This window comes from Collinsella sp. TF10-11AT (genome assembly GCF_003437565.1).
GTDB lineage: Bacteria > Actinomycetota > Coriobacteriia > Coriobacteriales > Coriobacteriaceae > Collinsella.
In genome coordinates this window covers 308834-335645 of record NZ_QSQW01000001.1, presented here as the reverse complement: position 1 = coordinate 335645, position 26812 = coordinate 308834, and the positions used below count along the sequence as shown (strand labels likewise).

Here is a 26812-nt window from a genome sequence, read left to right as displayed (position 1 = left end):
AATGTGCTTTCCGTCTTGCGCAGGACTGTAGAGCAGCAAACTTAACCCCCGCCCCCAGCCCCGGAGACCCTCCCGGATGGCCCCAAAAATTTTTTCAAAAAAGTTGTTGCGCGCCGGACAGACTTCTGTGTATACTAATCCCCGCAGCGCACGCGAGCGGAAACAAACGCGAACGTCTGCCTGGGGAGTTAGCTCAGTTTGGTTAGAGCGCCGGCCTGTCACGTCGGAGGTCGCGGGTTCGAGCCCCGTACTTCCCGCCAACGCAATTAAAGCCACGTCTTCGGACGTGGCTTTTTGCGTTTGATGCACTTTGTTTCGATAGAACGATCGCCCTGGCGCATCTTCGCCCAGAATCCCCGCCCCTTCGGGAACGCAAGTAAAATCTAATAAGCATATCTGTCTAAACAACAGCTTTGTTGCGCAACACCTGTTCAACGAAGCAGGGGGTTAGGTTATACTAAATTGCACTGTGGGCCGCATCTGATGCATTTCGCTCCAAGCGCGGCATTCAGTGGATATCCGATTTACCATTTGGATGTCCTGCGGTCATTTAGCGTCTCGACACAAGCTCGGCCCCGGAGCTCGTTCGAGCTGTTCGTATTCCTTGAAAGGGGAAAAATGGACATATCGAGGAAGACTGATTACGCCCTTCGTATGCTGGCGATGCTTGCCGAGGATCCGGAGCGTTTGCTTTCTGTTCGCACCGCTGCCGAAGAGGTCAATGTTCCGTATTCGTTTGCCCGCTCGATTCAGCACGGTTTGGTCCAGGCCGGTATTGTGGAGAGCCTGCGTGGCGTCCACGGTGGCATGCGTCTCAAGGTCAGTCCGGACGACGTCACCATCCGCCAGGTCGTCGAGGCCGTTCAGGGCCCTATGGTTATGAATGATTGCACCGCACCCGATGGCGACTGTGCACGCATGGGCACGTGCTGCTATCATCCCCTGTGGGCCGGAGCTCAAGCGTTGATGCGCGATTACCTCGATTCCGTTTCGCTCGGCGACATCGTCGCTCACCGCCAGTTCCCGGCCGTCGATCCCAAATTCGCCGACCGCGAAGCGTTTCCCGAGTACGCCACCTGCGCGTGCGCTTGCCGGGAGGAATAGCGCCGCATAAGGAGCATAGATATGATTCAGGACCCCTTTCGTTCGATGATTCGTTCGGAAGGGGTCCTGCGTTATCGCGACCTTCCGTGGCGCCGCACGCGCGATCCGTACATCATTTGGCTTTCCGAGGTCATGTTGCAGCAAACACAGGTGCCACGCGTGGAGACGCGTATGCCGGCGTGGCTCGATCGCTTTCCGACCGTGCAGGCGCTTGCCCAAGCCGCGCCTTCCGATGTTTTGGACGCTTGGCAGGGCATGGGCTACAACCGACGCGCTCTGGCGCTCCACAAGGCCGCTCAGCGCGTTGTGGAGGACTGGGACGGTGAGTTTCCGCGTGAGACGCGTGACTTGGTCGCTCTGCCTGGTATTGGCCCGGCAACGGCGCAAGGTATCCGGTCGTTTGCGTTTGACCTTCCAGGCGTGTATCTGGAGACCAACGTGCGCACGGTCTTTCTGCATCACTTCTTTCCCGATGTACCGGCTGTTCCCGACCGCGAGCTGGTGCCGCTGATTCAGGCGGCCTGTCCGGCGGTCCCCGGTGCGGCGACCGACGAGATCGCTCCCTTTGCCGTGCCGCTCGATGATGCCGACACGCCGCGCGCGTGGTATTACGCGTTGCTGGACTACGGCGCATATCTAAAAAAGACGTTGCCCAATCCGTCCAGGCGCTCGGCGGGCTATAGCCGTCAATCAAAGTTTGAGGGCTCACGTCGCCAAAAGCGCGCGCATATCGTGCGCATGTTGCTGGCAGCGCGCGATGGCCAACCGGCGGGGATTACGCTTGCTGATGCCGTGGTGGGCGTTAACGATATGGAAGCGGCGGCTGGGCGCGGGCCGGTCGAGCGCGAGCTTGTCGCGGGCATTCTGGCCGACCTGGAGCGTGAGGGCTTTTGCCGAGCCGAGGGCGATCGCTGGCTGAGCATTTAGCCCGTGGAAATCTGAAGAACAGGATTGTAAGGTTTAGATTTCCGACATGAGGGCATCCTAAAGACGAGGCCGCTCGAAGCCTACGGGCGGCATGCGTTGAAGGGAAGTACACCTATGGATTTTGAGAATTCCCAAACCAAGAAGAACCTCGAGACCGCTTTTGCCGGTGAGTCCCAGGCGCACACCAAGTATCGCTACTATGCCTCCAAGGCAAAGAAGGACGGCTACGTTCAGATCTCGAACATCTTTGCCGAGACGGCTGGCAACGAGTCCGAGCACGCCAAACTGTGGTTTAAGTATCTGCACGATGGCGCCGTCCCCGATACCCTGGACAATCTGCGCGATGCCGCCGCGGGTGAGAACTACGAGTGGACCACGATGTACGACGAGTTTGCCAAGACCGCCGAGGAAGAGGGCTTTGCCGAGATTGCCGCAAAGTTCCGTGGTGTCGCCGCCGTCGAGAAGGCCCACGAGGAGCGCTACAACAAGCTCGTCGAGCGCATTGAGTCGGGCGAGGTGTTTGAGCGCGAGGGCGTAAAGGTGTGGAAGTGCCTGAACTGCGGACATCTGCACGTTGGTGCCGAGGCACCTGAGGTGTGCCCGGTGTGTAACCACCCCAAGGCGTACTTTGAGGAGCAGGTGGTGAACTACTAGCGCTTGGCGCTGGCTGCTGCGGAGCGCAGGGCGGGGAAATACCTTTCCCTCTCGCTCACGGCTTCGCAGAGTCGCGCGAGGCAAAGGTATTTCCCCGCCCCGCGCTCCGGCTTCGGGTCGTCGCGTGCTCGTTACTGAAGAGCTGATATTAAAGCTTGTGTGCCGCCCCTTATGGGGCGGCACGTTTTCGTATGGGGGCTGGTTGGGACGGCACCGTTCATGGGTGGGGTACACTGGGTAGCGACTTTTAGTTTATCTACTACCTGATGGGGTGTTTTTTATGGGTAAGAAGTCTCGGGCTCGGGTTGCTGCGGCGGGAACTCGCAAGGATCCTGGCCGTCGGGTTGCCGAGGGCAAAAGGGCCGATCGTGCCGAGAAAGACAAGAAGGTCGGTGCGCATGCTCATCCTGAGTGGGCGCCTCATTTGAATACGGCGAGCGAAGACCTGACCGCCAAACTGTTTACGATGGTCGAGGTCATCTTGGGCGTGGTGCCCGTGGTGGTCATTGGTCTGTTCCTGGCCTCTAAGGATGCCACGAGTGTGGATAAGCTCACCGATGTCTTTTCTCAGGACCCCTCGATGGTGGTCACGTTTATCTCTGCGTGCCTGCAGCCGTTTGCGGCGTACATGCTATACATGATTTATCGCAAGTACTGCGAGGGCGATGCGGGCTTTGCCGCCGGCAACCTGATCGGCCTCTTGTGCTCCGAGATTTTGCTGCTCAATATTCCCGGCGTCATCGGCATAGGCATCTTGTTGTGGCGCGTGTGGCGCAACGTTGCTCCGCATTTCGAGAGCTGGCTGTTTGAGCGCCGCGCAATGGGCGTGCTGGTCGATATCGCGGGCTCGCTCGTGATTCTAGCCTTGGCGTTTATGTGCGCCACCGCGCCCGCGGTCTCGCGGGCATGTAGTCTGTCCTCACCGACCACGGAGCGCAGGGCGGGGAAACCTTTCCCTCTCGCTCACGGCTTCGCAGGGTCGCGCGAGGCAAAGGTTTCCCCGCCCTGCGCTCCGGCGTTGAGTCGTCGTGTGCTCGCTACAGAAAAGCAGATAAGAAGTTTGCGTGCCGCCTCTTTTGGGGCGGCACGTTTTTTGCGTGGGGTCCCTGTCTCCATACTTTTCGTCAAGCTTTTGGTTAGATTTTGGTCAGTTGGCGTAAGGGTGGAAGGCCAAAAGATTGCTGGCGAAAAAAGCTCAGAGAAAGTGCCGGTAGGGGAGTTGTTGAGGTTTTCGACAGCTTTTGTCAGCAAGAAACTTTGCAGCTATTGCTACGGATTGCGTTGCCGTGGCCTTGGCGGTGCGGGATGCTGGGCGCAAGCGTCGAATGCTCCGATTTTGGAGGCCAGCATGGATCTGTTTCTTGAGACCCCGCAGCAACAAGCCGAGCGCATGTTGCGCCAACAGCAACGGCTTATGGAGATGCAAATGCAAGGGGCGGCCGTCCAGCCTCCTGCGCAAAATGCCGCGCCCGCGGTTTCGCTTGCGGGTGGATCGGTGCCAGAGAACTATTCCGTACAACAAGATTCGTATGCGCAGGAGCTTGCGTTCGACAAACGCCGTACGCGTCACCGCCGCGTGGGCCAGCGCCTGCGCACGTTAGCGATGATCGTGCTCATTCCGTTAGGACTTGCGGCGATTTTCCTGGTCTCGTATGCGCTCACCTGCATTCTCAACGGTGCCTCGCCCAGTGAAGTGCTCCAGCATCTGTCAGCCCTCGGCCAGCGCCTAGGCGATGTCATAACAACCATCCGCGCCGGCTGGGAGAGCTAGCGTTTGTCGCATTAGGACTTCTAGGGTGTAGGGATTATCGCCACGAGTGGAATCCTTGCATCCTGTGGGTCCTGTCGTGCAACTGAATAGTATTATTGAAGATGAATAATATTAGGATTTGCTATGTATAAGCAGGATTTAGAGCAGACTCTTTTGGATATTGACGAAGAGGCGGAGCTGGAAATAGGTCCAAGAGACGATAGGCCGAGCGTTGTATTGGTGGGAGGAAGCGCCTTCATGCTAAACGACGTGACGAATCGGGCGGTTACACATGACATTGATGTGTTTGAGGCAGACAGGTGCCTCCGCGAGATCATAGCTCGATACCCCGAGGTGAATGGTATGGCAGTGGCATATTGCAACCAGATGCCATTCAATTACGAAGATCGCCTGATCCCATTGGAGATTGGGGCGCATTTTATCAGGTACTTTACGCCATCTTTGGAGGATCTGGCGGTGATGAAGCTTTATGCCTATCGTCCGAACGACATCGTCGACCTCCATAGTCGAACATTTATCGACCGACTTGATTGGGATCTGCTCGAGCGGCTTATATTCGATGAAGGAGAGGCGTTGGCCTCGTCGCCTTCAGAGCGGAGTTATCAAGAGATGGTCTGCGCATACAGGCAATACAAAAAGGAGGTGCTCGGTTGAATCTGACTTTTGAGGGATTTTTGAAAGGCTATTGCCGAGAGCTGTCCGGACAGCAGTCGCTGAGTTTTAGGAAGCTTGTAAAGCAGGCAACAACGGTTGAGCCGCGTGTGGCGGAGCCTCTGTTTTTGCTCGCTTTGGCGCAGGGTAAGGCCGAATACGTTCTGGGTTTATCCGAGGGCTCGTGGATGGAAGAGGGCTATCGAGGTGTTTTGTCTCTGTATGGCCAAGCGAGTAGCCTGGCATCTCTATGCTCCGAGGATAAGCTCCCCAATCGTTACGCCAACGTTTGGCGTGCGTATAGAGGGGTGAAAGAAAAGCCAGCGGCCGACAGAAGGGTGAACGCCCTGATGAGAAAGAGAACACTTAAAGCATTGGAGGAATCGGGTGTAACGCGCTACGGTCTCTGCCGCGATTTGAATCTGAATAAGGGAAACGTGTACGCATACTTAGCCGGTGATGACTCGAAGGTGAGCAGGAAGACAGCGCGTCGCATTATGGAATATGCGGAGGAGAGAAGCACCCAAGAAGGGGCCGGGCGCCCGGTGCGTGTGGCAGGGTAAGATTGATCGCGGTTTTGATTGATAATCGATTGGGTTTGTTGGGCGGAGTCTATGTCTGCTATTGATATTGCGCTTGTTGTGATTGCCTTGGTGGCGGTGGGAGTTGCTGCGGTCTGCGCCCTGCAGCTTAAGGGCCTTCGTGCCGAGTTGCGAGAGCGTGGCGGCAACGAAGCGGAGACGCTCGCGGCGCTCGAGCAGGCCAACAGCGCGCTCGATGCCCTCAACGTCGCGCTGACAGAAACCCGCCGCACGGCAAACGCCATCGCGCAGCAGCAGACGACCGATGCGGCCGTGGAGCAGCAACGCTACCTGACCATCGCGCGAGAGTTCTCGCAGGCCGGCGACCGTATGGATGACCTGCGCCGCGAGACGGCCCAACAGCTCGGTGCCAACCGCGAGGGCATCGAGCACCGCCTGGACAAGGTGCGCGAGACGGTCGATGCCCAGCTGGGCGCCATCCGCAAAGACAACAACGTGCAGCTCGACCAAATGCGTGCGACGGTGGACGAGAAGCTCTCTCGCACGCTCAACGACCGACTGTCGGCATCGTTTAAGCAGGTGAGCGACCAGCTCGAGGCCGTGTACAAGGGCCTGGGCGACATGCAGTCTATCGCCACCGGCGTGGGCGACCTTAAGCGCGTGCTGGGCAATGTCAAGGCGCGTGGCATTTTGGGCGAGGTGCAGCTGGGTGCAATCCTGGCGGACATCCTTACGCCCGACCAGTATCTGGAAAACGTTGCCACCAAGCCCGGCGCCTCGGAGCGTGTTGAGTTTGCTGTCAGGCTGCCGGTAGACGAGGGCGACCCCGTGCTGCTGCCGATTGACTCCAAATTCCCGGGTGATGCGTACGAGCATCTGCTCGACGCGCAGGAGTCGGGCGATGCGGAGACCGTGGCGGCTGCGCGCAAGACGCTCGACACCATGGTCAAGCGCGAGGCTAAAGACATCTGCGAAAAGTACCTGAGTGTGCCGGCAACGACCAACTTTGGCATTATGTTCGTGCCGTTTGAGGGCCTGTACGCCGAGGTCGTCAGCCGCCCCGGGCTTATCGAGACCCTGGGCCGCGACTATCACGTCAACGTAGCCGGTCCCAGCACCATGGCCGCCATTCTCAACAGCCTGCAGATGAGCTACCAGACGTTTAGGCTGCAAAAACGTACCGACGACGTACTGCGCGTGCTCTCCGCCGTCAAGGCCGAGCTGCCACGTTATCAGGCGGCACTGCGCCGCGCCCAGCAGCAGATCGAGACCGCGGGTAAAACGGTCGAGGGCATCATCACCACGCGCACCAACGTCATGGAGCGCAAGCTCAAGGACATCGACGCGCTGGAGGATGCTGGGGAAGCCGACGCGATTTTGGGCTTGGAGTCCGCAGGCCTGCTCGCAGACCAAAAAGACGAGGACTAGCTGCATCTGACGGCGGGGCGCCGGCGTAAACGCGGGTGCCCACCGCTTTTCGCATCGTGCTTGCCTGAAGTGCGCTTCAATGTGCAACAATGGCGTTTCGCCCTATCAGACGCGAAAGGAAGCCCATGTCTCAGAGAAGCACCAGTCCGCTCAAACGCTCCACCGTGCGCCGCACGCTGCAGCGTTTTTGGGACGTCACGCGCACGCAGCCGCTGATCGTCTTTCTCTCGGTGTTCTCGTCGGCGGGCTACATCTTTTTGCTCACGTTTTCCAACACCTACGTGATGGCCCTCATCGTCGACCGCGTCCAGGCCGGCCCCGTGGCGGATGACCAGGTGTTTGAGGTCTTCGGCCCCTATATCCTGGCGCTCGTACTCGTTAACCTGGTGGGTCAGATCCTCTCCAAGCTACAGGACTACACCGTCTACAAGCTCGAGATTGCGGGCAACTATCACCTGGCGCGCCTGTGCTTTGACACGCTCTCCAATCAATCCATGACATTCCACACCAGCCGCTTTGGCGGATCGCTCGTGAGCCAGACGAGCCGTTTTATGAGCGGCTACACGGGTCTGGTGGACGTGACGGTGTATTCGCTCATCCCCACCATCACCTCGGTAATCTGCACCGTGGCCGCACTCGCCCCGGTGGTGCCCACATTTACCGTGATCCTGGTGTGCATCATGGTCGTCTACATTGCGTTTGTCTGGCTTATGTACAAGCGCATCATGCCGCTTTCGGCCGCGACGTCCGCCGCGCAGAACAAGCTCTCGGGCGTGCTCTCCGACGCGGTCACGAACATCTTGGCCGTCAAGACCTGCGGGCGCGAGGACTTTGAACGCGATCTGTTCGACACCGCCGACCGCGCCGCGCGCGATGCCGAGACGGTCTCGATGCACGCCATGATGCAGCGCAACTTTACGACCTCGGGCCTTATCGTCATCACCATGGCCGTGGTGAGTGTGTTCGTGGCGGGTGGCAACGCGTGGTTTGGCATCTCGGCCGGCTCGCTCGTCATGATTTTTACCTACACCTATAACCTCACCATGCGCCTGAACTACGTGAGTTCCATGATGCAGCGTATCAACCGCGCTTTGGGCGATGCGGCCGAGATGACGCGCGTGCTGGACGAGCCGCGTCTGGTGGCAGACGACGAGAACGCCCCCGAGCTCAAGGTGCGCGAGGGCGCAATTGATTTTGAGCACCTGAGCTTTGCGTACCGTGACGCTGCGGCGGGCGAGAGCGTGTTCGATGACCTGACACTTCATGTGGCGGCGGGCCAGCGCGTGGGCCTGGTGGGCAAATCGGGCTCGGGCAAGACGACGCTCACCAAGCTGTTGCTGCGCTTGGACGACGTGCAGGGCGGCCGCGTGCTTGTGGACGGCCAGGACGTCTCGCGCTGCACGCAGCAGAGCCTGCGCCGCCAGGTTGCCTACGTGCCGCAGGAGGCGCTGCTGTTTCACCGCTCCATTCGCGAGAATATCGCCTACGGCCGCCCCGACGCCACCGACGAGCAGATTCGCGAGGCCGCGCGCCTGGCAAATGCCCTGGAGTTTATCGATCGCCTGCCCAACGGCTTTGACACCATGGTGGGCGAGCGCGGCGTCAAGCTCTCGGGCGGCCAGCGTCAGCGCGTGGCTATCGCCCGCGCGATTCTCGCCGACGCGCCGATTCTGGTGCTCGACGAGGCGACCTCTGCCCTGGACAGCGAGTCCGAGGCGCTGGTGCAGGAGGCGCTCGAAAACCTGATGCATGGGCGTACCTCCATTGTGGTGGCGCACCGCCTGTCCACCGTGGCGGCGCTCGACCGCATTGTGGTGCTGGCCGATGGTGAGATTGTCGAGGACGGCACGCATGCGCAGCTCGTCGAGGCGGGTGGCGAGTACGCGAGCCTGTGGAGCCGTCAGACCGGCGCATTCTTGGAGGCGTAAGCGTCTCGGACGTGGGACAATTGTGCCCATAAGTTTATTGTGCCGTTGAGCTGAGGAGTCGTTATGCCACGCGAGACCAATGCCGCCAAGCGCGAGCGCGCCATCGAGGTGTGCGAGCGCCTCAACCGTCGCTATGGCCCGGTCGAGTGCTTTTTGGACCACGAGAATCCCTTCCGCCTGCTGATCGCGGTGCTACTCTCGGCGCAAACGACCGACGCGCAGGTCAACAAGGTGACGCCGCGGCTGTTTGCCCAGTGGCCCACGCCCGAGGCCATGGCCGGGGCGAGCGTGGCTGACGTGGCGGACACCATTAAGTCACTCGGCTTTTATAAGAGTAAGGCCAAGCATGCCGTGGAGGCCGCCCAGATGATCGTTGCTGACTACGGCGGCGAGGTACCGGCCGACATGAAGGAGCTTGTAAAGCTGCCGGGCGTGGGGCGCAAGACCGCGAACATCGTACTCAACGTGGGGTACGGCATCGTGGAAGGCATCGCAGTGGATACGCACGTCAACCGCATTGCGCACCGCCTGATGCTGAGTCCCAAGACGCATGCCAAGGAGCCGCTCAAGACCGAGCAGGATCTGCTCAAGATTTTGCCGCACGAGTATTGGGAGTCGGTCAACCATCAGTGGATCACCTTCGGTCGCGAGATCTGCGATGCCCGCAAACCCAAGTGCGACGAGTGTCCGCTGGCAGATTTGTGCCCCAGCGTGCGCGTAGCGGGGTAGGGCGGAATGCATCTTCGTCTGGCGTTTTTTGCAGGGCCGGGTTTGCCCTTGAGCAGGAGTCCTCTCCATGCGCTACCATGACAAACAATGATCTTTGACGTACGACCCGCCGAGCTTGCCCCGGCGGGCTTTTGGCGTTGCGATGCCGGAGGAACAGCATGCTCATTCACCGTATAGCCGCGCAGCTCTACACTGCCGAGGCCTTGCAGACCGTCGAGGCCGGACTCGATGCCGGCGAGGACGTGACGCTGGCCGTGTCGCAGTCGGGCCGTACGCTTATGGCCGCCGCCCAGTTTGCGCGCCGTCCGCGCCCCACGGTCTACATTGTGAGCGGCGAGGACGCGGCCGATCGTGCCGCCCGCAGCCTTGCCGCCTATGTGGGGCTGGCGCACGTGTGTCGCTTCCCCGAGCGCAAGGACTATCCGTGGCGCGAGCAGGCGCCCGACGACGCCGTGGTGGCGCAGCGCTGCGAGGCGCTCGGGCGCATCGTGCGCGGCGACAACTGCATTATGGTCGCCTCGGCCCGCGCACTGCTGCGCTGCGTGCCGCCGGTCGAGAGCCGCTACTGGGAGTCCACGACCTTTGCGGTGGGCGAGGAGATCCCTTTTGACGAGGTGCCGCAGCGCCTGGTGGGCATGGGCTACACCAATGCCGGCGCCGCCGATGCACCCGGCCTGTTCCGCGTGCACGGTGACACCGTCGAGGTGTTTCCCGCACAGGAAAAGGCGCCCGTGCGCATCGAGTTTTTCGGCGACGAGATCGACCGTATCCGCCGCATGGTGAGTTCCACGGGCCAGACCATCGGCAACGAGGACAGCATCGAGATCTTCCCCTGTCGCGAGCTCGCACTCACCGACGACGCCGTCCACAACATGCATGTGGCGCTCTATCGTGCCAGCCAGGACGACAGCAAACTGGCGGCGCTGCTCGAGATGGTGGATGCGCGCATCGTCACGCCCGAGCTCGACCGCTTTTTGCCGGTGATGTACGGCCAGACCGTGAGCCCGCTGTCGCATGTGAGCGGCAAGGCGCTCGTGGTGCTGTCCGAGCCGCGCTCGCTGTTCGACGATTGCCTGCGCGCCTACGAGGATATCGAGGCACGTGCCGGCGAGGCGGGGGTCGACCGTCTGGACGGCCTGTACGTGCGTGCCCAGCAACTCGACTTTGGTGCCCAGCAGCGCCTTAACTACGTGAGCTTGATCCGTGCCGGCGGTGCGGTGACGGCAGAGCTCAAGATTGAGCAGCCGGCCATCGCGGGCTCAGACAATCGCTTTATGACGCGCATCCAGGAGGTCGTGGGCAAGCGCTATGCCTGCGTATTTGCCATCCCCGACCGCGGTGCGCGCGAGTCGATGGAGCTCACCTTTGGCGATGAGGGTATTACCTTTGAGGAGTCGCTGACGGCCGCGCCCGAAAACGCGGGCGCTATTGGCGACCGTGTGCGCGTGGCAGCGGCAGATTCTGCCGATCGTGCTGTCCGCCAGGATGCTCATGCTGCAATTCGCGAACGCAAGGCCGACGCGCTCAACGCCCGCTCGCTCGAGGCAGGTGCCGCCCAGGCTGCCGCCGGTGCCGCCGTGCCCACCATCTCGCGCGGACGCGTGACCTTTGTCGATGCCGCCTTGCCGCAGGGCGTGGTGGTGCCCGATGCCAACCTGGCCGTGTTCTCGATTGCCGACCTCAACGCCCGCATGGACGCCAACCGCGCGCGCAGCCGCCGCAAGGTTGACATTACGCAGATCACCTTCCCGTTTAAGCCGGGCGACTACGTGGTGCACGCCACTCACGGCATCGCGCTCTTTAGCGAGATCGCGCGCCAGGAAGTGGGCGGCAAGGAGCGCGACTACTTTTTGCTGGAATACGCCGATGGCGACAAGCTCTACGTGCCGCTGGAGCAGGTCGACCGCATTACGCGTTATGTTGGCCCCGACGGTGACAAGCCACGCCTGACCAGGCTCAACACCGCCGACTGGACGCGTGCCACCAATAAGGCGCGCAAGAACGCCAAAAAGTTGGCGTTTGACCTGGTCGATCTGTATACGCGCCGCTCTTCGATTACCGGTATCGCCTGCCCACCCGACACGCCCGAGCAGATCGAGATGGAGGAGAGCTTCCCCTACGACGAGACGCGCGACCAGCTGGAGGCCATCGCCGACATTAAGGCGGACATGGAGGCACCCAAGCCCATGGACCGCCTGTTGTGCGGCGACGTGGGCTTTGGCAAGACCGAGGTCGCCCTGCGCGCGGCGTTTAAGTGCGTGGACTCCGGCCGCCAGGTCATGGTGCTCTGCCCCACGACCATTCTGGCCCAGCAGCACTACGAGACATTCTTTGAGCGCTTTGCTCCGTTTGGCCTGGAGGTCGAGGTGCTCAGCCGCTTCCGCACGCCGGCGCAGCAAAAGCGCGCGCTCAAGGCGTTTGCCGAGGGCACGATCGATGTGCTCATCGGCACGCACCGCCTGCTCTCGGCCGATGTGAACCCCAAGAACCTGGGCCTGGTGATCATTGACGAAGAGCAGCGCTTTGGCGTGCAGCACAAGGAGCAGCTCAAGAACCTGCGCGAGCAGATTGACGTGCTCACGCTTTCGGCCACGCCCATCCCGCGTACCATGCAGATGGCCACGAGCGGCGTGCGCGACATGAGCCTGATCACCACGCCGCCGACTGGGCGCCGCCCCGTGATCGTGCACGTGGGGGAGTACGACCCCGACGTGGTGAGCGCGGCGATTCGCCTGGAGGTGGGTCGCGGCGGACAGGTGTACTACGTGTCCAACCGCGTCAAGACCATCGACGACGCCGTGGCGCGCGTGCACGAGGCCGCGCCCGAGGCACGCGTGGGCGTGGCGCACGGAAAGATGAGCCCGCGCGAGGTCGAGGACGTGATGATCGAGTTCGCGACCAAAAAGATCGACGTGCTCATCGCCACGACCATTGTGGAGAGCGGTATCGACAACGCGACCGCCAACACGCTCATCATCGAGGACTCGCAGCGCCTGGGTCTGGCACAGCTCTACCAGCTTAAGGGCCGCGTGGGCCGCTCGGCCACGCAGGCATACGCGTACTTTATGTTCCCCGGCGAGCTGCCGCTCACCGAGGAGGCCACGGCGCGCCTGACTGCACTTTCCGAGTTCCAGGACCTGGGCAGCGGCATGCGCATCGCCATGCGCGACCTGGAGATCCGCGGCGCCGGCTCGCTCATGGGCGCCGAGCAGCACGGCAACCTGTCGAGTGTGGGCTTTGACCTGTTTACGCAGATGCTGGGACAGGCCGTGGCCGAGGCGCGCGGCGATGACGACGCCGGTGTGGAGGCGGCGAGCGTGGGTATTAACCTGCCGGCCGACTACTTCTTGTCCGAGGAGTACCTGCCGGCGGTGGACCAGCGCGTGCTCGTGTACCGCAAGCTCGCGGCGGCTGAGGACCTGGAGAGTGTCGACGAGGTGCAGGAGGAGACCGAGGCCGCGCATGGTGAGCTGCCGCTGGCGGGACTCAACCTGTTCAACCGCGCGCGCATCCGCATTCGCGGCGAGCGCCTGGGGCTCGAGAGCGTCACGCTCAGCGGTGGGCGCATTACCTTCCTGGGGGTTGACGTTCCCAAGAAGGTAGCCTTTGAGCTTAAGACCCGCTACGGTGCGGTGAACTTCCCCAAGAGCCGCAAGCTGTCGGTGCCCTATAAGGCGGGCGCCGGTGCGGGCAGCGGCCTGGGTCGCGGTCTCGATGCCAACGACGGCACCGGCCCCGTGGCAGCCGCCCTCATGCTGCTGCAGCAGCTGGGCGCCAGCGATGACGACTAATGGGTCGACGCTGCAAACGCCCCATTTGGGCAATCTGACCTCATCGAAAGGAAAGCATGTTCGGATACATCTATAAGAAAGATGTCGCCATGATCGCGGTTGTCCTGTGCCTTTGTCTGGGCGTGGGCAGTTTCTTCGATTATCAGATCTCGAGCGCGCTCTTCAATATCGGCAGCATGTACGGTCGCTTTATCGAGGCCGCTGGCGAGCTGCCGTTCGAGCTGACGGCGAGTATCGCGGGCGTCATGCTCGTGCGCGCGGTGCGTCCCGACTCCAGGGGGAGCAAATGGCTCGCCGTGCTCGGCATCCTCGTCAACGTTGGCCTGGCCGGCTACGAGATCGTCTCGTCCCTGAAGGTTGGCGGCAAACTCATCGCGGTTCAGCTGGTTCTGACGTTTGCATTGGTCATCGCGGCCAACCTCATCGCCTATCGCCTCACGCGCGACACCGACTCCGACGAGCTCACACGCTGGGCGCTGATGGTGCTTGCCGTGTGGGTCGCTCAGGCCATCATCCTCAACGTGATCGTCAAGCCGCTGTGGTCGCGCCCGCGCATGCGCGTGATCGAGGTGACGCAGGGACTCGATTTTCAGCCGTGGTGGGTGATCGGCAACCCCGACAAGTGGGCCTATATCGCCGCCGGCGTGATCAAGGACGGCTTTAAGTCGTTTGCGAGCGGACATACGGCACACGCGGCGATCGGCCTTATGCTCGCCGGGCTTCCCGCGGCGGCCTTTAAGGAAAAGCCGTCGCGCCGCCGCGCGGTCTTTTGGGTCGCCGCTGCGGTTGCGGCGTTCGTCGCCTTTGGTCGTATCGTGATCGGTGCGCACTTTTTGAGTGACGTGAGCTGCGGCTTTGCCCTGGTGCTGGCGCTCGAGTGCCTTGCAGCGCGCATTGCTTATCCGAGCGGCGTACAATAGCCCCATCTGAATCATCGGGCTCGTGCCCGGCTAGAGAGGATTACCATGCTCGCGTTTAACAATGACTATTCCCACGGCGCACATCCGGCAGTGCTGCAGGCGCTCGTCGACACTAATATGGAGCCGCAGCCCGGCTACGGCACCGATGCACACACCGAGCGTGCCAAGCAGCTTATCCGTGAGGCCTGCCAGGCGCCCGATGCCGACGTATTTTTCCTGGTAGGCGGCACACAGGCCAACGCGACGGTGATCGACATGCTGCTCGCGCCCTACGAGGGCGTCGTTGCCGCCGAGACCGGCCACGTTGCCTGCCACGAGGCTGGTGCCATCGAGTTTGGCGGCCACAAGGTACTCACCATCCCCGGCTACGAGGGCAAGATGCACGCCGAGGACCTCGAGAACTATATCCAGGTGTTCTACGAAAACGAGAGCTACGAGCACACGGTGTTTCCGGGTGCCGTGTACGTGAGCCTATCGACCGAGTACGGCACGCTGTGCTCCAAGGCCGAGCTCGCGGCGATTCATGCGGTGTGCCAGAAGCGCGAGATTCCGCTGTTTGTGGATGGCGCCCGCCTGGCCTATGCGCTGGCGGCCGATGAGTGCGACATTACCCTGCCCGAGCTGGCGCAGCTGTGCGACGTATTCTACATTGGCGGCACCAAGTGCGGCGCGCTCTGCGGCGAGGCTGTGGTGTTCTGCGGCATGCACGCTCCGGCGCATCCCATTCCGCGCATTAAGCAGCACGGCGCGCTGCTGGCCAAGGGCCGCCTGACGGGCGTGCAGTTTGAGGCGCTCTTTACCAATGGCCTGTATTTTGAGATCGGTCGCCAGGCGATTGAGACGGCTCAGGCGCTGCGCCGCTTGCTGCATGAGCGCGGCTACGAGTTCTTCTTGGAGACGCCTACGAACCAACAGTTCGTGATTCTGCCCAACGAGGATATGGCCCGCATTCGCGAGCACGCCTCGATCGAGTACTGGGAAAAGTACGACGAGACCCGCACCGTGGTGCGTTTTTGCACCAGCTGGGCCACGACGCAGGAGGACATCGACGCGCTGGCTGCCGTCCTGTAAGTTGATGCAATGACGAGGGCCGCCTTGCGCTTGGGTTTGGCGCAGGGCGGCCTTTGCTTTTGGGAGAAGGGTTGTATGACCGAGATGTCCGAGCCGACGATTCGCCTGGCGACGCCCGATGACGCGCCGGCGTTGCTTGCCATCTATGAGCCGTATGTGCGCCAGACGGCGATTACCTGCGAATACGAGGTGCCGAGCGTTGAGGAGTTCGCCGGGCGCATCGAGCATACACTGAAGCGCTACCCGTATCTGGTGATGGAGCTGGACGGGCGCCCGGTAGGCTATGCCTATGTGAGTCCGCTCAACAGCCGCGAGGCGTACGACTGGTCGGTCGAGACATCGATCTACCTGGCGCGCGACGTGCGCCACGGCGGACTGGGTCGCAGGTTGCACGACGCGCTCAAGCAGTGCCTGGTCGCGATGGGCATCACCAACATGTGCGCCCTCATCGCCGTGCCGCACGACAAGGACGACGAGTATCTAACGCACAACAGTCAGGATTTCCATGCCCATATGGGGTATCGCCTGGTGGGTGCCTTCGACCGCTGCGCTCAAAAGTTCGGTCGCTGGTACGACATGTGTTGGATGGAGTTGGTCCTGGCCGAGCGCACGCCCAACCAGCCCAAACCAACCTGGTTCCCCGATCTCCTCAAACCTACCATTTAGGGACAGGTTTATTTTGGCAGGTTTTATCTGGGCAAACGTTGCAAGCCGCTGCGAAGGATGCGGATACCTTCGCGGCGGCTTTTGTTTTGGGTGTGTATGACCAAGGCGATTGACCTGCGGATATAATAAAACCCCAGATAAAACCTACCAAAATAAACCTGTCCCTTTTTGGCCGGTTAGCCGATGGGCTCGGTGTATTTGGCGCGGTCGGTGCGCTGGATGCGCTTGGAGATATGGAGCGGGCGGCCGTCGGTGTCGTAGACGTAGTCGGTGATTAGGATCAGCGCCTGCCCGCGCTCGACGTTGAGCAAAAACGCCTCGTTTTGCGAGGCATAGCACACCTCAAAGGTCTTATGCCCCTGCGCCGGCGTACGATGGAACTCCTGGCGCAGCGTGGCGTAGAGCGAACCGTTGATATCGCGATCGATGAGCGCCTCAAAGCTTGGCGGCAGATAGGTGGTCTCCAGGCACAGCGGTGCTTCGTCCAGATAGCGCAGGCGGACGAGCTTGACGAGTTTGCTGCCCACGGCGGCATCGAAAAACTTGGTCACGTCGCCGGCGGCCTTGGCAAAGCCCGAGTCCACCGTGCGCGTGGTGGGCTTCATGCCCTGGCCTTCGACCTGCTTGGTATAGCTCGAAAACACCAGGTTGTTCTCGTGGAGCGCGGGCGTGTCGGCCACAAAGGTGCCACGTCCGCGCTCGGTGCGCACCAGGCCCTCGTCAACTAACACCTTAAGCGCGTGGCGCACGGTGCTGCGCGACAGCCCCGATTCGTCCATGAGCTCCATCTCGGACGGCAGCTTGTCTCCGCGTGCGTAGGTGCCGGCGGCGATGCGGTCACGCAGCGTACTCGCCAGACGCTCGTATTGGGCCAAGTTCTTTTTTGACGAAGTGCTCATGCGAACGACCTGTATCTAACCTGTATGCTTACTGAACCAAGCATGTATCCAACATGACAACAAAACCGCTGGTAATGGATTGTCGAAAACTTTACCAGCAAAAATTCTAAGACAAATATAGCATACAACTAGTCGACATAACCAAAACGTGTATGTAACTTGTATGCCATCGAGAGCATCAAACGAGAAGAAAGGCTGATGCACGATGACTACTCAGGAACAGGTTAAGGATGTCGTCTCCCAGGTTTTGGCTGACAAGGCAGACAAGGGCGGCATCAAGCGCGTTGTGTGGATCGGCGCCGGCGGATCTAACGGTGGTAACTATCCTGCTCAGTACTTTATGGAGCACGAGGCTACGCAGGTCGTGAGCTCCAGCTACACCAGCAACGAGTTCGTGCACGCAACCCCTGCCTACGTCAACGAGAACACCCTGGCCGTCGTCGTGTCCATGCGCGGCACCAAGGAGACCATCGTCGCCGCCCAGGTCGCCAAGGACCACGGCGCCAGCACCATCGCCATCTATGTTGACGAGTCCGGCCTCACCGAGGTCTGCGACTACAAGATCCAGTACGACAGCTTGGCCGTCGATGAGTCCTGCATGGGCCGCACCAACTCCGCCGTCGTGACCATGATCGCCATGGAGCTCACGCAGCAGACCGAGGGCTATGCCGAGTACGAGACCGCTATGGCCGCGTTCGACTTGGTCGACCCCATCTATCGCAAGGCTGTCGAGTACACCCGTCCGCTCGCTGCCAAGTGGGCCGAGCAGAACGCCGACAAGCCCTGCATCAACGTTATGGCTCAGGGCCCGCTCTTTGGTGCCGCCTACGTCTTTAGCATCTGCAACGTGCAGGAGATGCTGCAGATCGACTCCTGCACCATCAACACCTGCGACTTCTTCCACGGTCCCTTCGAGATCCTGGACAAGCGTACCTCGCTGTTCCAGCTCATCAGCGTCGGCCGCAGCCGCTGCAACGACGAGCGCGGCATCCGCTTCGTCAGCCAGTACGGTGGCGAGCGCGTCTATCAGCTCGACGCCAAGGAGCTCGGCCTCAACGACATCAAGGACAGCGTGAGCGAGTACTTCAACCACCTGATCTTTGCCCCGATCCTCAACAACGTGTATATGCGCGCGCTCTCTGCCGTCACCCACAAGGACTATATGACGCGCCGTTACATGTGGAAGCTGGACTACTAGTTACGCCGTTCTACCGAACGGCGTAACGGCTCGACGCTGCGCGCCCGGCATTTGGCCAATCTGCCGTTCAATTTCAAAGGCGCGACCAGAAGGTCAGCGCCTTTTCATTTCACGGCACCTTGGCTCAAATGACGGGCGCTCGCTGACGTTGCCAAAACGTCGGCGTCGTCGTGTTTGTTAAGGGGTTGGTGCATTGGGGCCAGGTTCATATGCACCAAGTTGGTGCATATGAACCTGGCCTCTTTGCACTAATGGGTTGTAGCGGAAAAGCAGATTTTCCCGTTTGCCGATTTGTGCCTTGAAAAATGTATATAACGACTATAACGTAGTGTGAAACATATTGGAAACAATACCGAGGAGGCTGCGTTGAAGAAAAGCAATCTGGGCTATGTGCTGGTGCTGATCGCCGCGCTTATGTGGGGCAGCATCGGAATCTTTGTAAACGGCATCTCGGCCATGGGCGTTACGTCCCAGAGTATGGCTGCCTTTCGCTTGTTGGTCGGAGCGCTTATCTTGGCGCCGGTCCTGATGTTTATGGGCTGCCGTTCGGGTGAGGGGTCTACCGTGGCTCAGGGTCCGCTGGCCCTGTTCAAGGCAAGCCCTAAAGAGCTTGTTTCCTGCGCGCTTGTCGGTATCGTCGGTTTGGCCGCCGCCAACACTTGCTATTACGAGTGTATGGGCGAGGTGGGCATGTCCACGGCCTCGGTGCTGCTCTACACCTCGCCGGTGTTTGGCGTCGTGCTCGGCCGCGTGCTTTATCGCGAGGACGTGACCCCCAACAAGCTCGTTGCCATCGCTTTTAACATAGGGGGCTGTGTACTTGCAGTAACTAATGGCGACCTTTCCGGTTTCCATTTTTCGGTTTGGGGCGTCACGTCGGGCGTGATTGCAGGCTTTTGTGGGGCGTCGCTCGCGGTGTTTAGCCGGATAGCAACCAAGACGGTCCACCCGCTGGCTGTCACGTTTTGGGGCCTTGTTTTTGGCGGTGCGGTTATGGCGGCTATCGCGGCTCCGTGGCCGGATGTCGCCGCGGCAATGTCGCCACAGCTGCTGCTGCTGTTCCTTGGCTTTGGACTCATCCCCACAGCCGTGGCTTACATCTTATATATGCAGGGTCTGTCCATGGGGCTCGAGACATCGAAAGTTCCCGTCGTAATGTCTTTCGAGACGGTCGTCACCGTACTGGTGGGCATTGGTGTCTATGCCGAGTCCGCCGGCGCGATCAAGGTCCTGGGTATTGTGCTGGTGCTCATGTCCATCCTGATTATGAACACCGACTTCTCCAAGCTGCGCAACAGTGTATTTGTCGGTCATGTCGCTGAGAGCATGACCTTTAAGCCCAACGCGTGGTGGACGGAGAAAACGCAGGACATGGATCTGTTTAAGGAGCGCACCGGCATCGCGCTGGAGCCCACCGTGCAGGAAAGCCCCTGGTACTTCGTGCGATAGAGGATTGCGCGCAGGGTCCGACTTGGGGTTATCCCGCCAGTGCCGGCCTGCCCAGCCCCAACGTTTCAAGTACGTTAAACCCGTCAACGGTCGATTTTCACCCGCGAACGGTCTTTATACTAATTAGCAATATCCACAACGTATAAGACGTTATAATGACCATAACGAAAAGGAGGAGGCAAGATGAATCAGATCATTCTCGCATCTCATGGCGGCCTGGCCGCAGGCGCCAAAGACACGCTCGAGATGGTTCTCGGCGACGTGTCGAACGTCCACGTCGTGTCGCTTGCTCGTGACGACAAGGAGCCCATCACCAACAAGGTGGACGCCATGATCGCCACGTTCAATGCGGACGACACCGTCTATGTGCTGACCGATATGCTCGGCAGCTCGGTCAACAACAGCATGGTCGAGCTTTCCCGCAACGGTGCGGCATTCACGGTGATCAGCGGTTTCAACATCCCGCTGGCACTGACGCTCGCTATGAGCCCCGCCCCCGTCAAGGGTGCCGAGCTCGCGGCCCTCATCAACGAGGCCCGCACCGGTCTGACCAACCCCAACGCACCGGTCGAGGCTGCCGCGGCTCCCGCCAAGAAGGCCAAGGCGCCCCGTCACAGCTCCGGTCCCGCCAAGATCGTCCTCGCACGTCTTGACTACCGTCTGCTGCACGGTCAGGTCGTCTTTACCTGGACCACCAAGGTTCAGGCCGAGCGCATCATCGTCGTCGACAACGCTGCCGCCAACGATGACATCAAGAAGGGCGCTCTCAAGCTTGCCAAGCCCCAGGGCGTGCGCCTGAACGTCTTTACCGTCGAGCGTGCCCTCGCCAAGATGGACAAGCTCAACACCCTCGGCGAGCGCGTCATGTTCGTCTTTGGCAACACGGCCGAGATGCTGCAGTTCTGCCAGGGCTACAAGCTCGACGCCATCAACCTGGGCGCCACCGCCAACCACGACGGTGCCGATCAGATCGGCGGCAAGGACAGCTCCGTCTTCCTCGACGCCACCCAGAAGGCCGACGTCAACCAACTGCTCGACATGGGCATCAAGCTCTATGTCCAGCAGACCCCTACGTATCAGAGCGTCGACATCGACGCCAAGCTGTAATCAACCAGGCTTTTGCCTGACTGAAAGGAGAAGGGTATGAATACGTTCATCAGTGCGGTGCTCGTCGGCCTCGTCGGCGTGTTCTGCATGTGGGACTCCCGCCTGCTCGGTCGTCTTAACTTCGAGCAGCCCCTCGTTGGCGCTACGCTCGTCGGTCTGCTGCTGGGCGATGTGCCCACCGGCCTTGCCGTCGGTGCCGCCGTCGAGCTCGTGTCCATGGGCCTGGTGCAGGTCGGCGCCGCCGTTCCGCCCGATATGGTCCTGGGCGGCATCGTGGCCGCTGCCTTTGCGTGCCTGACCGATGCTTCCGCCGAGACCGCCATGACGATCGCCATCCCGGTCGCCGTCCTGGGTCAGCTCCTCGGCATCGTGTTCCGTTCCATCATCGCCGCCCTCACCCATGTGGCCGATAGCGCGATTGATAACGGCAAGTTCAAGACCGCCTACCGCATGCACATCTGCGCCGGCTCCGGTCTGTACGCCATCATGTACTTCCTGCCGATCTTCCTGGCCGTCTTTGTCGGTACCGACCTGGTCCAAGCCATCGTCAACATGGTTCCCGAGTGGCTGTCCGTTGGTCTGAACGTCTCGACCAAGATCATGACCGCCTACGGTCTGGCCCTGCTGCTCACCATGATGATCAAGAAGGGTATGACCCCGTTCCTGTTCATCGGTTTCCTGCTCGCCGCCTACCTCAACCTGTCCGTCATCGCGGTCGCTCTGATCGGTGTGTGCCTGGCTATCGTCTTCATGGGCTTCAAGTTCAACGGTTCCCATGCTGCTGCCGGTGTCGATTCCGACTATGATCCGCTCGAAGACGACGAAGACTAAGGAGGAACACACTATGGCAACCGCAACCAAGGACGTGTCCCTGAACAAGAAGGTCAGCCAGTTCTTCTGGCGCTCCTGGGCCATCCAGGCCTCTTGGAACTACGAGCGTCAGATGAACATGGGCTTCCTCTACGGCATGGTCCCCACGCTCGACCGCCTCTACCCCGACGAGTCTGACCCCAAGCAGCTCGCTGCTAAGAAAGAGGCTTACCATCGTCACATGGCGTTCTACAACTGCACCCCGCAGACGAGCGCTTTTGTCCTAGGCCTCGCCGCCTCCATGGAGGAGGAGTACGCCAAGGATCCCGAGAACTTCGATCCCGATTCGATCAACGCGGTCAAGACCTCCCTCATGGGTCCGCTTTCCGGCATCGGTGACTCCCTCTTCCAGGGCACCATCCGCGTTATCGCCTTTGGCCTGGGCGTTCAGCTGGCTCAGCAGGGCTCCATCATGGGCCCGATCCTGGCCATGCTCATCTCCATCGTCCCCTCTGTGCTGATCACTTGGTTCGCAGCCAAGATGGGCTATCAGGGCGGCCACGAGTACCTGAGCAAGCTCCAGGGCGGCGACCTCATGGAGAAGCTCATGTATGTCTGCGGCATCGTGGGTCTTATGTCCGTGGGCGGCATGATCGCTACGCTGATCGGCGCCACCACCCCGCTGCAGTTCGCTGATGGCACCGTCGTGATCCAGGACATCCTGGACGGCATGATGCCCCAGATGATCTCCCTCGGCCTCACCGGCCTTATGTACTGGCTCATCAAGAAGAACGTCAACACCGGTTGGCTTCTCGTGATCGCCATCGTGGGCGGCATCGCCCTCTCCGCGGCCGGCATCCTGGCCTAGTCGCGACCCAGCGTCTAACCGCTTTCCCCCGGGGGCCTGCCTGGCATCCCATACCCCAGGCAGGCTTCCATCCCTAGATGTGTCAAAGAGACAGTCCCTTTGACACATCCTCAACGGGCCGGCGACTCGGTCCAAATTACGGTAACCCTGCGTGCGTCCGGCAAAGTGGCGCCGCAAAAATCGAAAGGAATGTGTCAGATGTACGAGATCGACCTTAACCTCCCTAAGCAAATCGTCGCTGACGTCCTGTCCAACCACGAGATCCACAGCGTCGCCTTCGTCGGCTGCGGTGCTTCCATGTCCGACCTTTACCCCGCCAAGTACTTCCTGGCCAACAACACGGACAAGCTGAACGTTCAGATCTTCACCGCTAACGAGTTCAACTACGACACGCCTTCCTGGGTCAACGAGCACACCTTCGTGATCACTTGCTCCCTCGGTGGCTCCACGCCCGAGACCGTCGAGGCCAACAAGACCGCCAAGAAGCACAACTGCCCGGTCGTCTCCCTCACCAACAAGGCTGGCTCCGCTCTGACCGTCGACGCCGACCACGTCATCGTCCACGGCTTCCACGCCAACTACGCTGCCAAGTGCGAGAAGCCCGGCTACGCCATCGCTCTTGCTCTCGAGATCCTTCAGCAGACCGAGGGCTATGACCACTACGAGGACATGATCACCGGCCTCACCAACGTCTTCGAGCTTTGCGAGAACGCTGCTCAGTCCGCCAAGGGCCTCGCCAAGCAGTTCGCCCAGGACTTCAAGGACGACGAGATGATCTACTTCATGGCCTCCGGTGCCTCCGAGAAGATGGCTTATTCTCACGCCGCCTTCCTGTTCACCGAGATGCAGTGGATCGATGCCGCCGCCTACAACACCGGCGAGTACTTCCACGGCCCGTTCGAGGTTTCCACCGAGGGTAAGCCCTACGTCTTCTTCATGTCCGACGGTGCCACCCGTCCGATGGACGCCCGCGCCCTCACCTTCCTTAAGCGCATGGGCGCCAAGGTCGCTCTGATCGACTCCAAGGACTACGGTCTGGCCGACGCCGTGCCGGCAAGCGTCGTCACCTACTTCAACCCGCTGCTGCACCTCGCCGTTATGCGCGAGTACGGCAACCAGATCGCCGAGGCCCGTCAGCACCCGCTGACCATGCGTCGCTACATGTGGAAGCTTTCCTACTAATCACAAGTAAGTAGACCTTACAGGTTGATTGAGAGGGGATGGGGTTTGCGCCCCGTCCCCTTTTTTGCTCTGGGGAGGGCGCGCCCGTCGCGCCGCAAAACCCCAGATAAAACCTACCAAAATAAACCTGTCCCTTTTTGGCGGGTGGGAGGAGATGCGTATGATCAAGGCAGTGCTGTTTGATATGGACGGCGTGCTGGTCGATACCGAGTGGTTCTACAACCGTCGCCGCGTGGCGTTTATGGAGGAAAAGGGGTTCCACTTTGACGAGATCCCCGATCTTTCGGGGTCTAACGAGCCTGCCATCTGGAAGTCGCTGGTGCCCGACGATGTTGAGCTGCGCGAGCGCTTGCGCGTTGAGTACAAGCAGGTCTACAGCCCGGTTCACCCTGTTCCGTATGCCGAGCTGCTCAACGAGCAGGCGGAGCCGGTGATGCGCGAGCTGCACGAGCGCGGCGTCAAGTGTGCCATCGCGAGCTCGTCCTATCGCGAGCTCATTGACGAGCTGGTGGAGATTGCCGGTATCACCGACGTGCTGGACTACACCATCAGCGGTCACGAGTGCAGTGCATTTAAGCCCGACCCCGAGATCTACCTGCGTGCCATGGAGGCACTGGGGGTGGAGCCTACCGAGTGCCTGGTTATCGAGGACTCGCCTTTGGGCATCGAGGCCGGCAAGCGCTCCGGCGCGCGCGTCCTGGCACTGCGTCCGCACGAGGGCGTTAACCTGGACCAAACGGGAGCCGACGCCGTCATCGACAACCTCGCCGACATTCTGACCGCTTTGTAGCGTCAATTCGCCGCAAGAAGTGCGGATTCACACGTCTCTTGCGGTGGATTGGCTCATTTTGGCTTTGATTTAGATCCGTTTGGCTTCGACTCGGACTAAGTGAGTAGACTTTTTGGCACATGCCGAGCACAAAGCGTATCTGCCTTAGTAAAACCGCAGGTCGGAGAGGTGGCTGTTTTGAGTGCGCTTGGTAGATCGCGAAAAGTCTACTCACTTAGAATTTGGCTCTTTGGTTGGGGAGCTGCTGGCTCGTTTTGGTTGTCGAGAGAGGGTGAATTGAAGCGCCCTCTCGCGCTCCATGCTACAATCGCCGGCATGCCCCACAATTACATCTGCCTTCGAAAGGAGCCTACGTGGCGAACGCCATCGATCAGCTCACGGACCGCGTGCTCGTGCTCGGCCGTCTCACCATCGTCCGCCGCGCCATTACTGCCGTGGCGGTCACCATCTCCGCCGTTCTCCAGACATTTCTGATTCAGGCGTTCATTCGCCCCGCCGACCTGCTTCCGAGCGGCCTCACCGGCGTCGCGGTCCTGCTCGATCGCGTCACCTCGCTCGGCGGCGTTCACATCGACATCTCGCTCGGCATGCTCGCGCTCAACATCCCCGTGGCGCTCCTGTGCTGGAGCGGCATTAGCAAGCGCTTCGTCATCTTCTCGATGATGCAGGTCATGCTCTCGTCGCTGTTCCTCAACGTCTTTCACTTCGCGCCGTTTTTGGGCGACAAGATCATGCTCATCATTTTTGGTGGCGTGGTCTCGGGTCTGGGCGCTGCCATCGCGCTTAAGTCCGGCGCATCCACCGGCGGCACCGACTTTATCGCGCTGTGGGTTTCCAACCACACGGGCAAGACCATCTGGGGCGTTATCTTTGGTTTCAACTGCTTTATCCTGGCGATCTTTGGCTTTATGTTTGGCTGGGACAACGCGGCGTACTCCATCGTGTTCCAGTTTATTTCGACCAAGACCATCGACAGCTTCTATCGTCGCTACGATCGCGTGACGCTGCAGATCACGACGCGCAAGGCCGACGAGGTCATGACCGCCTATGTTGACCATTTTCAGCATGGCATTAGCTGTGCCGAGGTCATTGGCGGATACAGCCGCGAGAAGATGTACCTGCTGCATGCCGTTGTCTCGACCTACGAGAGCCAGGACATTATCAAGCTGGTGTGCGACATTGATCCCGGCGCCGTGATCAATGTGTTCCATACGCTCAACTTTGTGGGCGGCTGGTGGGGCGGTCATGTCGACGAGCCCATGCCCACGGCCGTGCCCGATCCCGACAAGCCCGCGCGCATGGCCAGCAGGCAGGCGCGCCTCATCGATCAGGACAGCCTGCAACAGGACGACGGCAGGTAAGGATTTGCTGTATGCGGTGTATCGTTTTATCATTATGAGGTAACATGAAACTAGACGTTATATACGTATTAGTTATTTCAATATTTCGATAAGAGTGATTAGATATGCCTGCACCCAAAAATGCACCGCTTTACCAGCAGATTTACGACGAGATCAAGGATGCGATCGAGAAAGGTGTTTATGCACCCAAGGAGCGTATTCCGTCCGAGCTCGAGCTAGCCGAGCAGTACGAGGTGAGCCGAATTACGGTGCGTCGCGCCGTCGAGGAGCTGTGCTCCGATGGCTACCTGGTTAAGCAGCAGGGCCGTGGCACCTTTGTTTCCACGCCGCACATCAATCGCCAATTTCACGCCTCGACGCTGCAGACGTTTACCGCGCTGTGTGCCGGCAACGGCATGAAGGCCGGTGCGCACGTAATCGATCGCCAGATTGTGCCGGCGCGCCAAAACGAGATGGAGTTCTTTGGCCTGCAGAAGGATGCGCTGCTGCTGCACATCAAGCGCGTGCGTACTGCCGACGGCGAGCCCATCTTTGAAGAGAACATCTTTGTGCCGTTTGACGCCTACCGTGAGCTGTTGACGGCCGATCTTGAGGACAAGTCGATTTTTGCCGAGGTCGAGCGTGTTGGCGGAACGCCGATTGTCTCGGTTGGTTACCGTACGGTCGAAGCCGTTCGCGCCAACGCCGAGCAGGCGGCTGAGCTGGGCATTGCTCCGCACGATCCGCTGCTCAACCTGCGCGCCGGCTTTATCGGACCCAATGGCGAGCCGGTCCTGATGGGTAAGCAGTACTACGTGGGTAGCCGTTACGTCATGGTGATGTAAGTTACGCGGTTTTACCAAACCGCGTAACGGGCCGACGCTGCGCGCCGCCCAGGGCGACAATTTGTCATTAAAAAGGCGAGGCATGACCAGAAGGTCTATGCCTTGCCTTTTTCATGCCAACTTGTTCGCCCTGGACGTCGCT

23 protein-coding genes and 1 tRNA gene are annotated in these 26812 nt (G+C 60.4%); 23 read left to right on the top strand and 1 reads right to left on the bottom strand.

Annotated elements, in window-relative coordinates; all coding sequences use genetic code 11:
- Window positions 1–182: 182 nt before the first annotated feature.
- From DXC99_RS01485 to DXC99_RS01420, 14 genes are all read left to right on the top strand, one after another.
- Window positions 183–260 (top strand) — tRNA-Asp (locus tag DXC99_RS01485).
- Between the two features lie 358 nt (window positions 261–618).
- Complete coding sequence (locus tag DXC99_RS01480; RefSeq protein WP_117629049.1) at window positions 619–1104, top strand: Rrf2 family transcriptional regulator; 486 nt, start codon at window positions 619–621, stop codon at window positions 1102–1104.
- 21 nt (window positions 1105–1125) lie between these two features.
- The gene (locus DXC99_RS01475; RefSeq protein ID WP_117564952.1) at window positions 1126–2031 is read left to right on the top strand and encodes an adenine glycosylase; all 906 of its coding nucleotides are present in this window, start codon (window positions 1126–1128) and stop codon (window positions 2029–2031) included.
- A gap of 114 nt (window positions 2032–2145) precedes the next feature.
- Window positions 2146–2685 carry a rubrerythrin gene (rbr, locus tag DXC99_RS01470; RefSeq protein WP_055252097.1) on the top strand — a complete coding sequence of 180 codons (540 nt, stop codon included), beginning with the start codon at window positions 2146–2148 and terminating at the stop codon, window positions 2683–2685.
- Between the two features lie 466 nt (window positions 2686–3151).
- Window positions 3152–4456, top strand: coding sequence for a hypothetical protein (locus tag DXC99_RS01465; RefSeq protein ID WP_147329320.1), 1305 nt, complete (start codon window positions 3152–3154; stop codon window positions 4454–4456).
- Between the two features lie 123 nt (window positions 4457–4579).
- Window positions 4580–5110 carry a DUF6036 family nucleotidyltransferase gene (locus DXC99_RS01460; RefSeq protein WP_117629047.1) on the top strand — a complete coding sequence of 177 codons (531 nt, stop codon included), beginning with the start codon at window positions 4580–4582 and terminating at the stop codon, window positions 5108–5110.
- Window positions 5107–5670: a transcriptional regulator gene (locus tag DXC99_RS01455; RefSeq protein ID WP_117629046.1), complete on the top strand. Its 564-nt coding sequence runs from the start codon at window positions 5107–5109 to the stop codon at window positions 5668–5670. Before DXC99_RS01460 ends, DXC99_RS01455 begins: the two co-directional genes overlap by 4 nt.
- A 51-nt stretch (window positions 5671–5721) precedes the next feature.
- Window positions 5722–7077 (top strand): DNA recombination protein RmuC, encoded by a 1356-nt coding sequence (rmuC, locus tag DXC99_RS01450; RefSeq protein WP_117629045.1) that lies wholly within the window; start codon window positions 5722–5724, stop codon window positions 7075–7077.
- Window positions 7078–7202: 125 nt separating this feature from the next.
- Window positions 7203–9005: an ABC transporter ATP-binding protein gene (locus tag DXC99_RS01445; RefSeq protein WP_117629044.1), complete on the top strand. Its 1803-nt coding sequence runs from the start codon at window positions 7203–7205 to the stop codon at window positions 9003–9005.
- A gap of 63 nt (window positions 9006–9068) precedes the next feature.
- On the top strand, window positions 9069–9734 hold the full coding sequence (gene nth / locus DXC99_RS01440; protein WP_035136768.1) for an endonuclease III: 666 nt from the start codon (window positions 9069–9071) through the stop codon (window positions 9732–9734).
- Between the two features lie 158 nt (window positions 9735–9892).
- Window positions 9893–13525: a transcription-repair coupling factor gene (gene mfd / locus DXC99_RS01435; protein ID WP_117629043.1), complete on the top strand. Its 3633-nt coding sequence runs from the start codon at window positions 9893–9895 to the stop codon at window positions 13523–13525.
- A gap of 56 nt (window positions 13526–13581) precedes the next feature.
- On the top strand, window positions 13582–14445 hold the full coding sequence (locus DXC99_RS01430; RefSeq protein WP_117629042.1) for a phosphatase PAP2 family protein: 864 nt from the start codon (window positions 13582–13584) through the stop codon (window positions 14443–14445).
- A 45-nt stretch (window positions 14446–14490) separates the two neighbouring features.
- Window positions 14491–15516, top strand: a complete 1026-nt coding sequence (locus DXC99_RS01425; RefSeq protein WP_117629041.1) for a low specificity L-threonine aldolase — start codon at window positions 14491–14493, stop codon at window positions 15514–15516.
- A gap of 75 nt (window positions 15517–15591) precedes the next feature.
- Window positions 15592–16182 (top strand): GNAT family N-acetyltransferase, encoded by a 591-nt coding sequence (locus DXC99_RS01420; RefSeq protein WP_117629040.1) that lies wholly within the window; start codon window positions 15592–15594, stop codon window positions 16180–16182.
- Window positions 16183–16358: 176 nt separating this feature from the next.
- Here DXC99_RS01420 and DXC99_RS01415 read toward each other — a convergent pair whose 3' ends face one another.
- Entirely contained in the window at window positions 16359–17081 is a 723-nt protein-coding gene (locus DXC99_RS01415; RefSeq protein WP_117629039.1) for a GntR family transcriptional regulator, read from the bottom strand.
- Window positions 17082–17286: 205 nt separating this feature from the next.
- Between DXC99_RS01415 and DXC99_RS01410 the strand changes: the two genes are divergently transcribed.
- The 9 genes from DXC99_RS01410 to DXC99_RS01370 all read left to right on the top strand — a co-directional run bounded on the left by DXC99_RS01410 (window position 17287) and on the right by DXC99_RS01370 (window position 26670).
- Entirely contained in the window at window positions 17287–18279 is a 993-nt protein-coding gene (locus tag DXC99_RS01410; protein ID WP_117629038.1) for an SIS domain-containing protein, read from the top strand.
- A 366-nt stretch (window positions 18280–18645) separates the two neighbouring features.
- Window positions 18646–19728: a DMT family transporter gene (locus tag DXC99_RS01405; RefSeq protein ID WP_117629037.1), complete on the top strand. Its 1083-nt coding sequence runs from the start codon at window positions 18646–18648 to the stop codon at window positions 19726–19728.
- A gap of 183 nt (window positions 19729–19911) precedes the next feature.
- Entirely contained in the window at window positions 19912–20835 is a 924-nt protein-coding gene (locus DXC99_RS01400) for a PTS mannose/fructose/sorbose transporter subunit IIAB (RefSeq protein WP_117629036.1), read from the top strand.
- Between the two features lie 36 nt (window positions 20836–20871).
- On the top strand, window positions 20872–21666 hold the full coding sequence (locus DXC99_RS01395; RefSeq protein ID WP_117629035.1) for a PTS sugar transporter subunit IIC: 795 nt from the start codon (window positions 20872–20874) through the stop codon (window positions 21664–21666).
- A gap of 13 nt (window positions 21667–21679) precedes the next feature.
- Window positions 21680–22513, top strand: coding sequence for a PTS system mannose/fructose/sorbose family transporter subunit IID (locus DXC99_RS01390; protein WP_117629034.1), 834 nt, complete (start codon window positions 21680–21682; stop codon window positions 22511–22513).
- A gap of 198 nt (window positions 22514–22711) precedes the next feature.
- On the top strand, window positions 22712–23695 hold the full coding sequence (locus tag DXC99_RS01385) for an SIS domain-containing protein (protein WP_233505639.1): 984 nt from the start codon (window positions 22712–22714) through the stop codon (window positions 23693–23695).
- A gap of 160 nt (window positions 23696–23855) precedes the next feature.
- The gene (locus DXC99_RS01380) at window positions 23856–24485 is read left to right on the top strand and encodes an HAD family phosphatase (protein WP_158551578.1); all 630 of its coding nucleotides are present in this window, start codon (window positions 23856–23858) and stop codon (window positions 24483–24485) included.
- Between the two features lie 353 nt (window positions 24486–24838).
- Window positions 24839–25846, top strand: coding sequence for a YitT family protein (locus DXC99_RS01375; RefSeq protein WP_117583851.1), 1008 nt, complete (start codon window positions 24839–24841; stop codon window positions 25844–25846).
- Window positions 25847–25950: 104 nt separating this feature from the next.
- Window positions 25951–26670: a GntR family transcriptional regulator gene (locus DXC99_RS01370; protein ID WP_117583850.1), complete on the top strand. Its 720-nt coding sequence runs from the start codon at window positions 25951–25953 to the stop codon at window positions 26668–26670.
- Window positions 26671–26812: the final 142 nt, after the last annotated feature.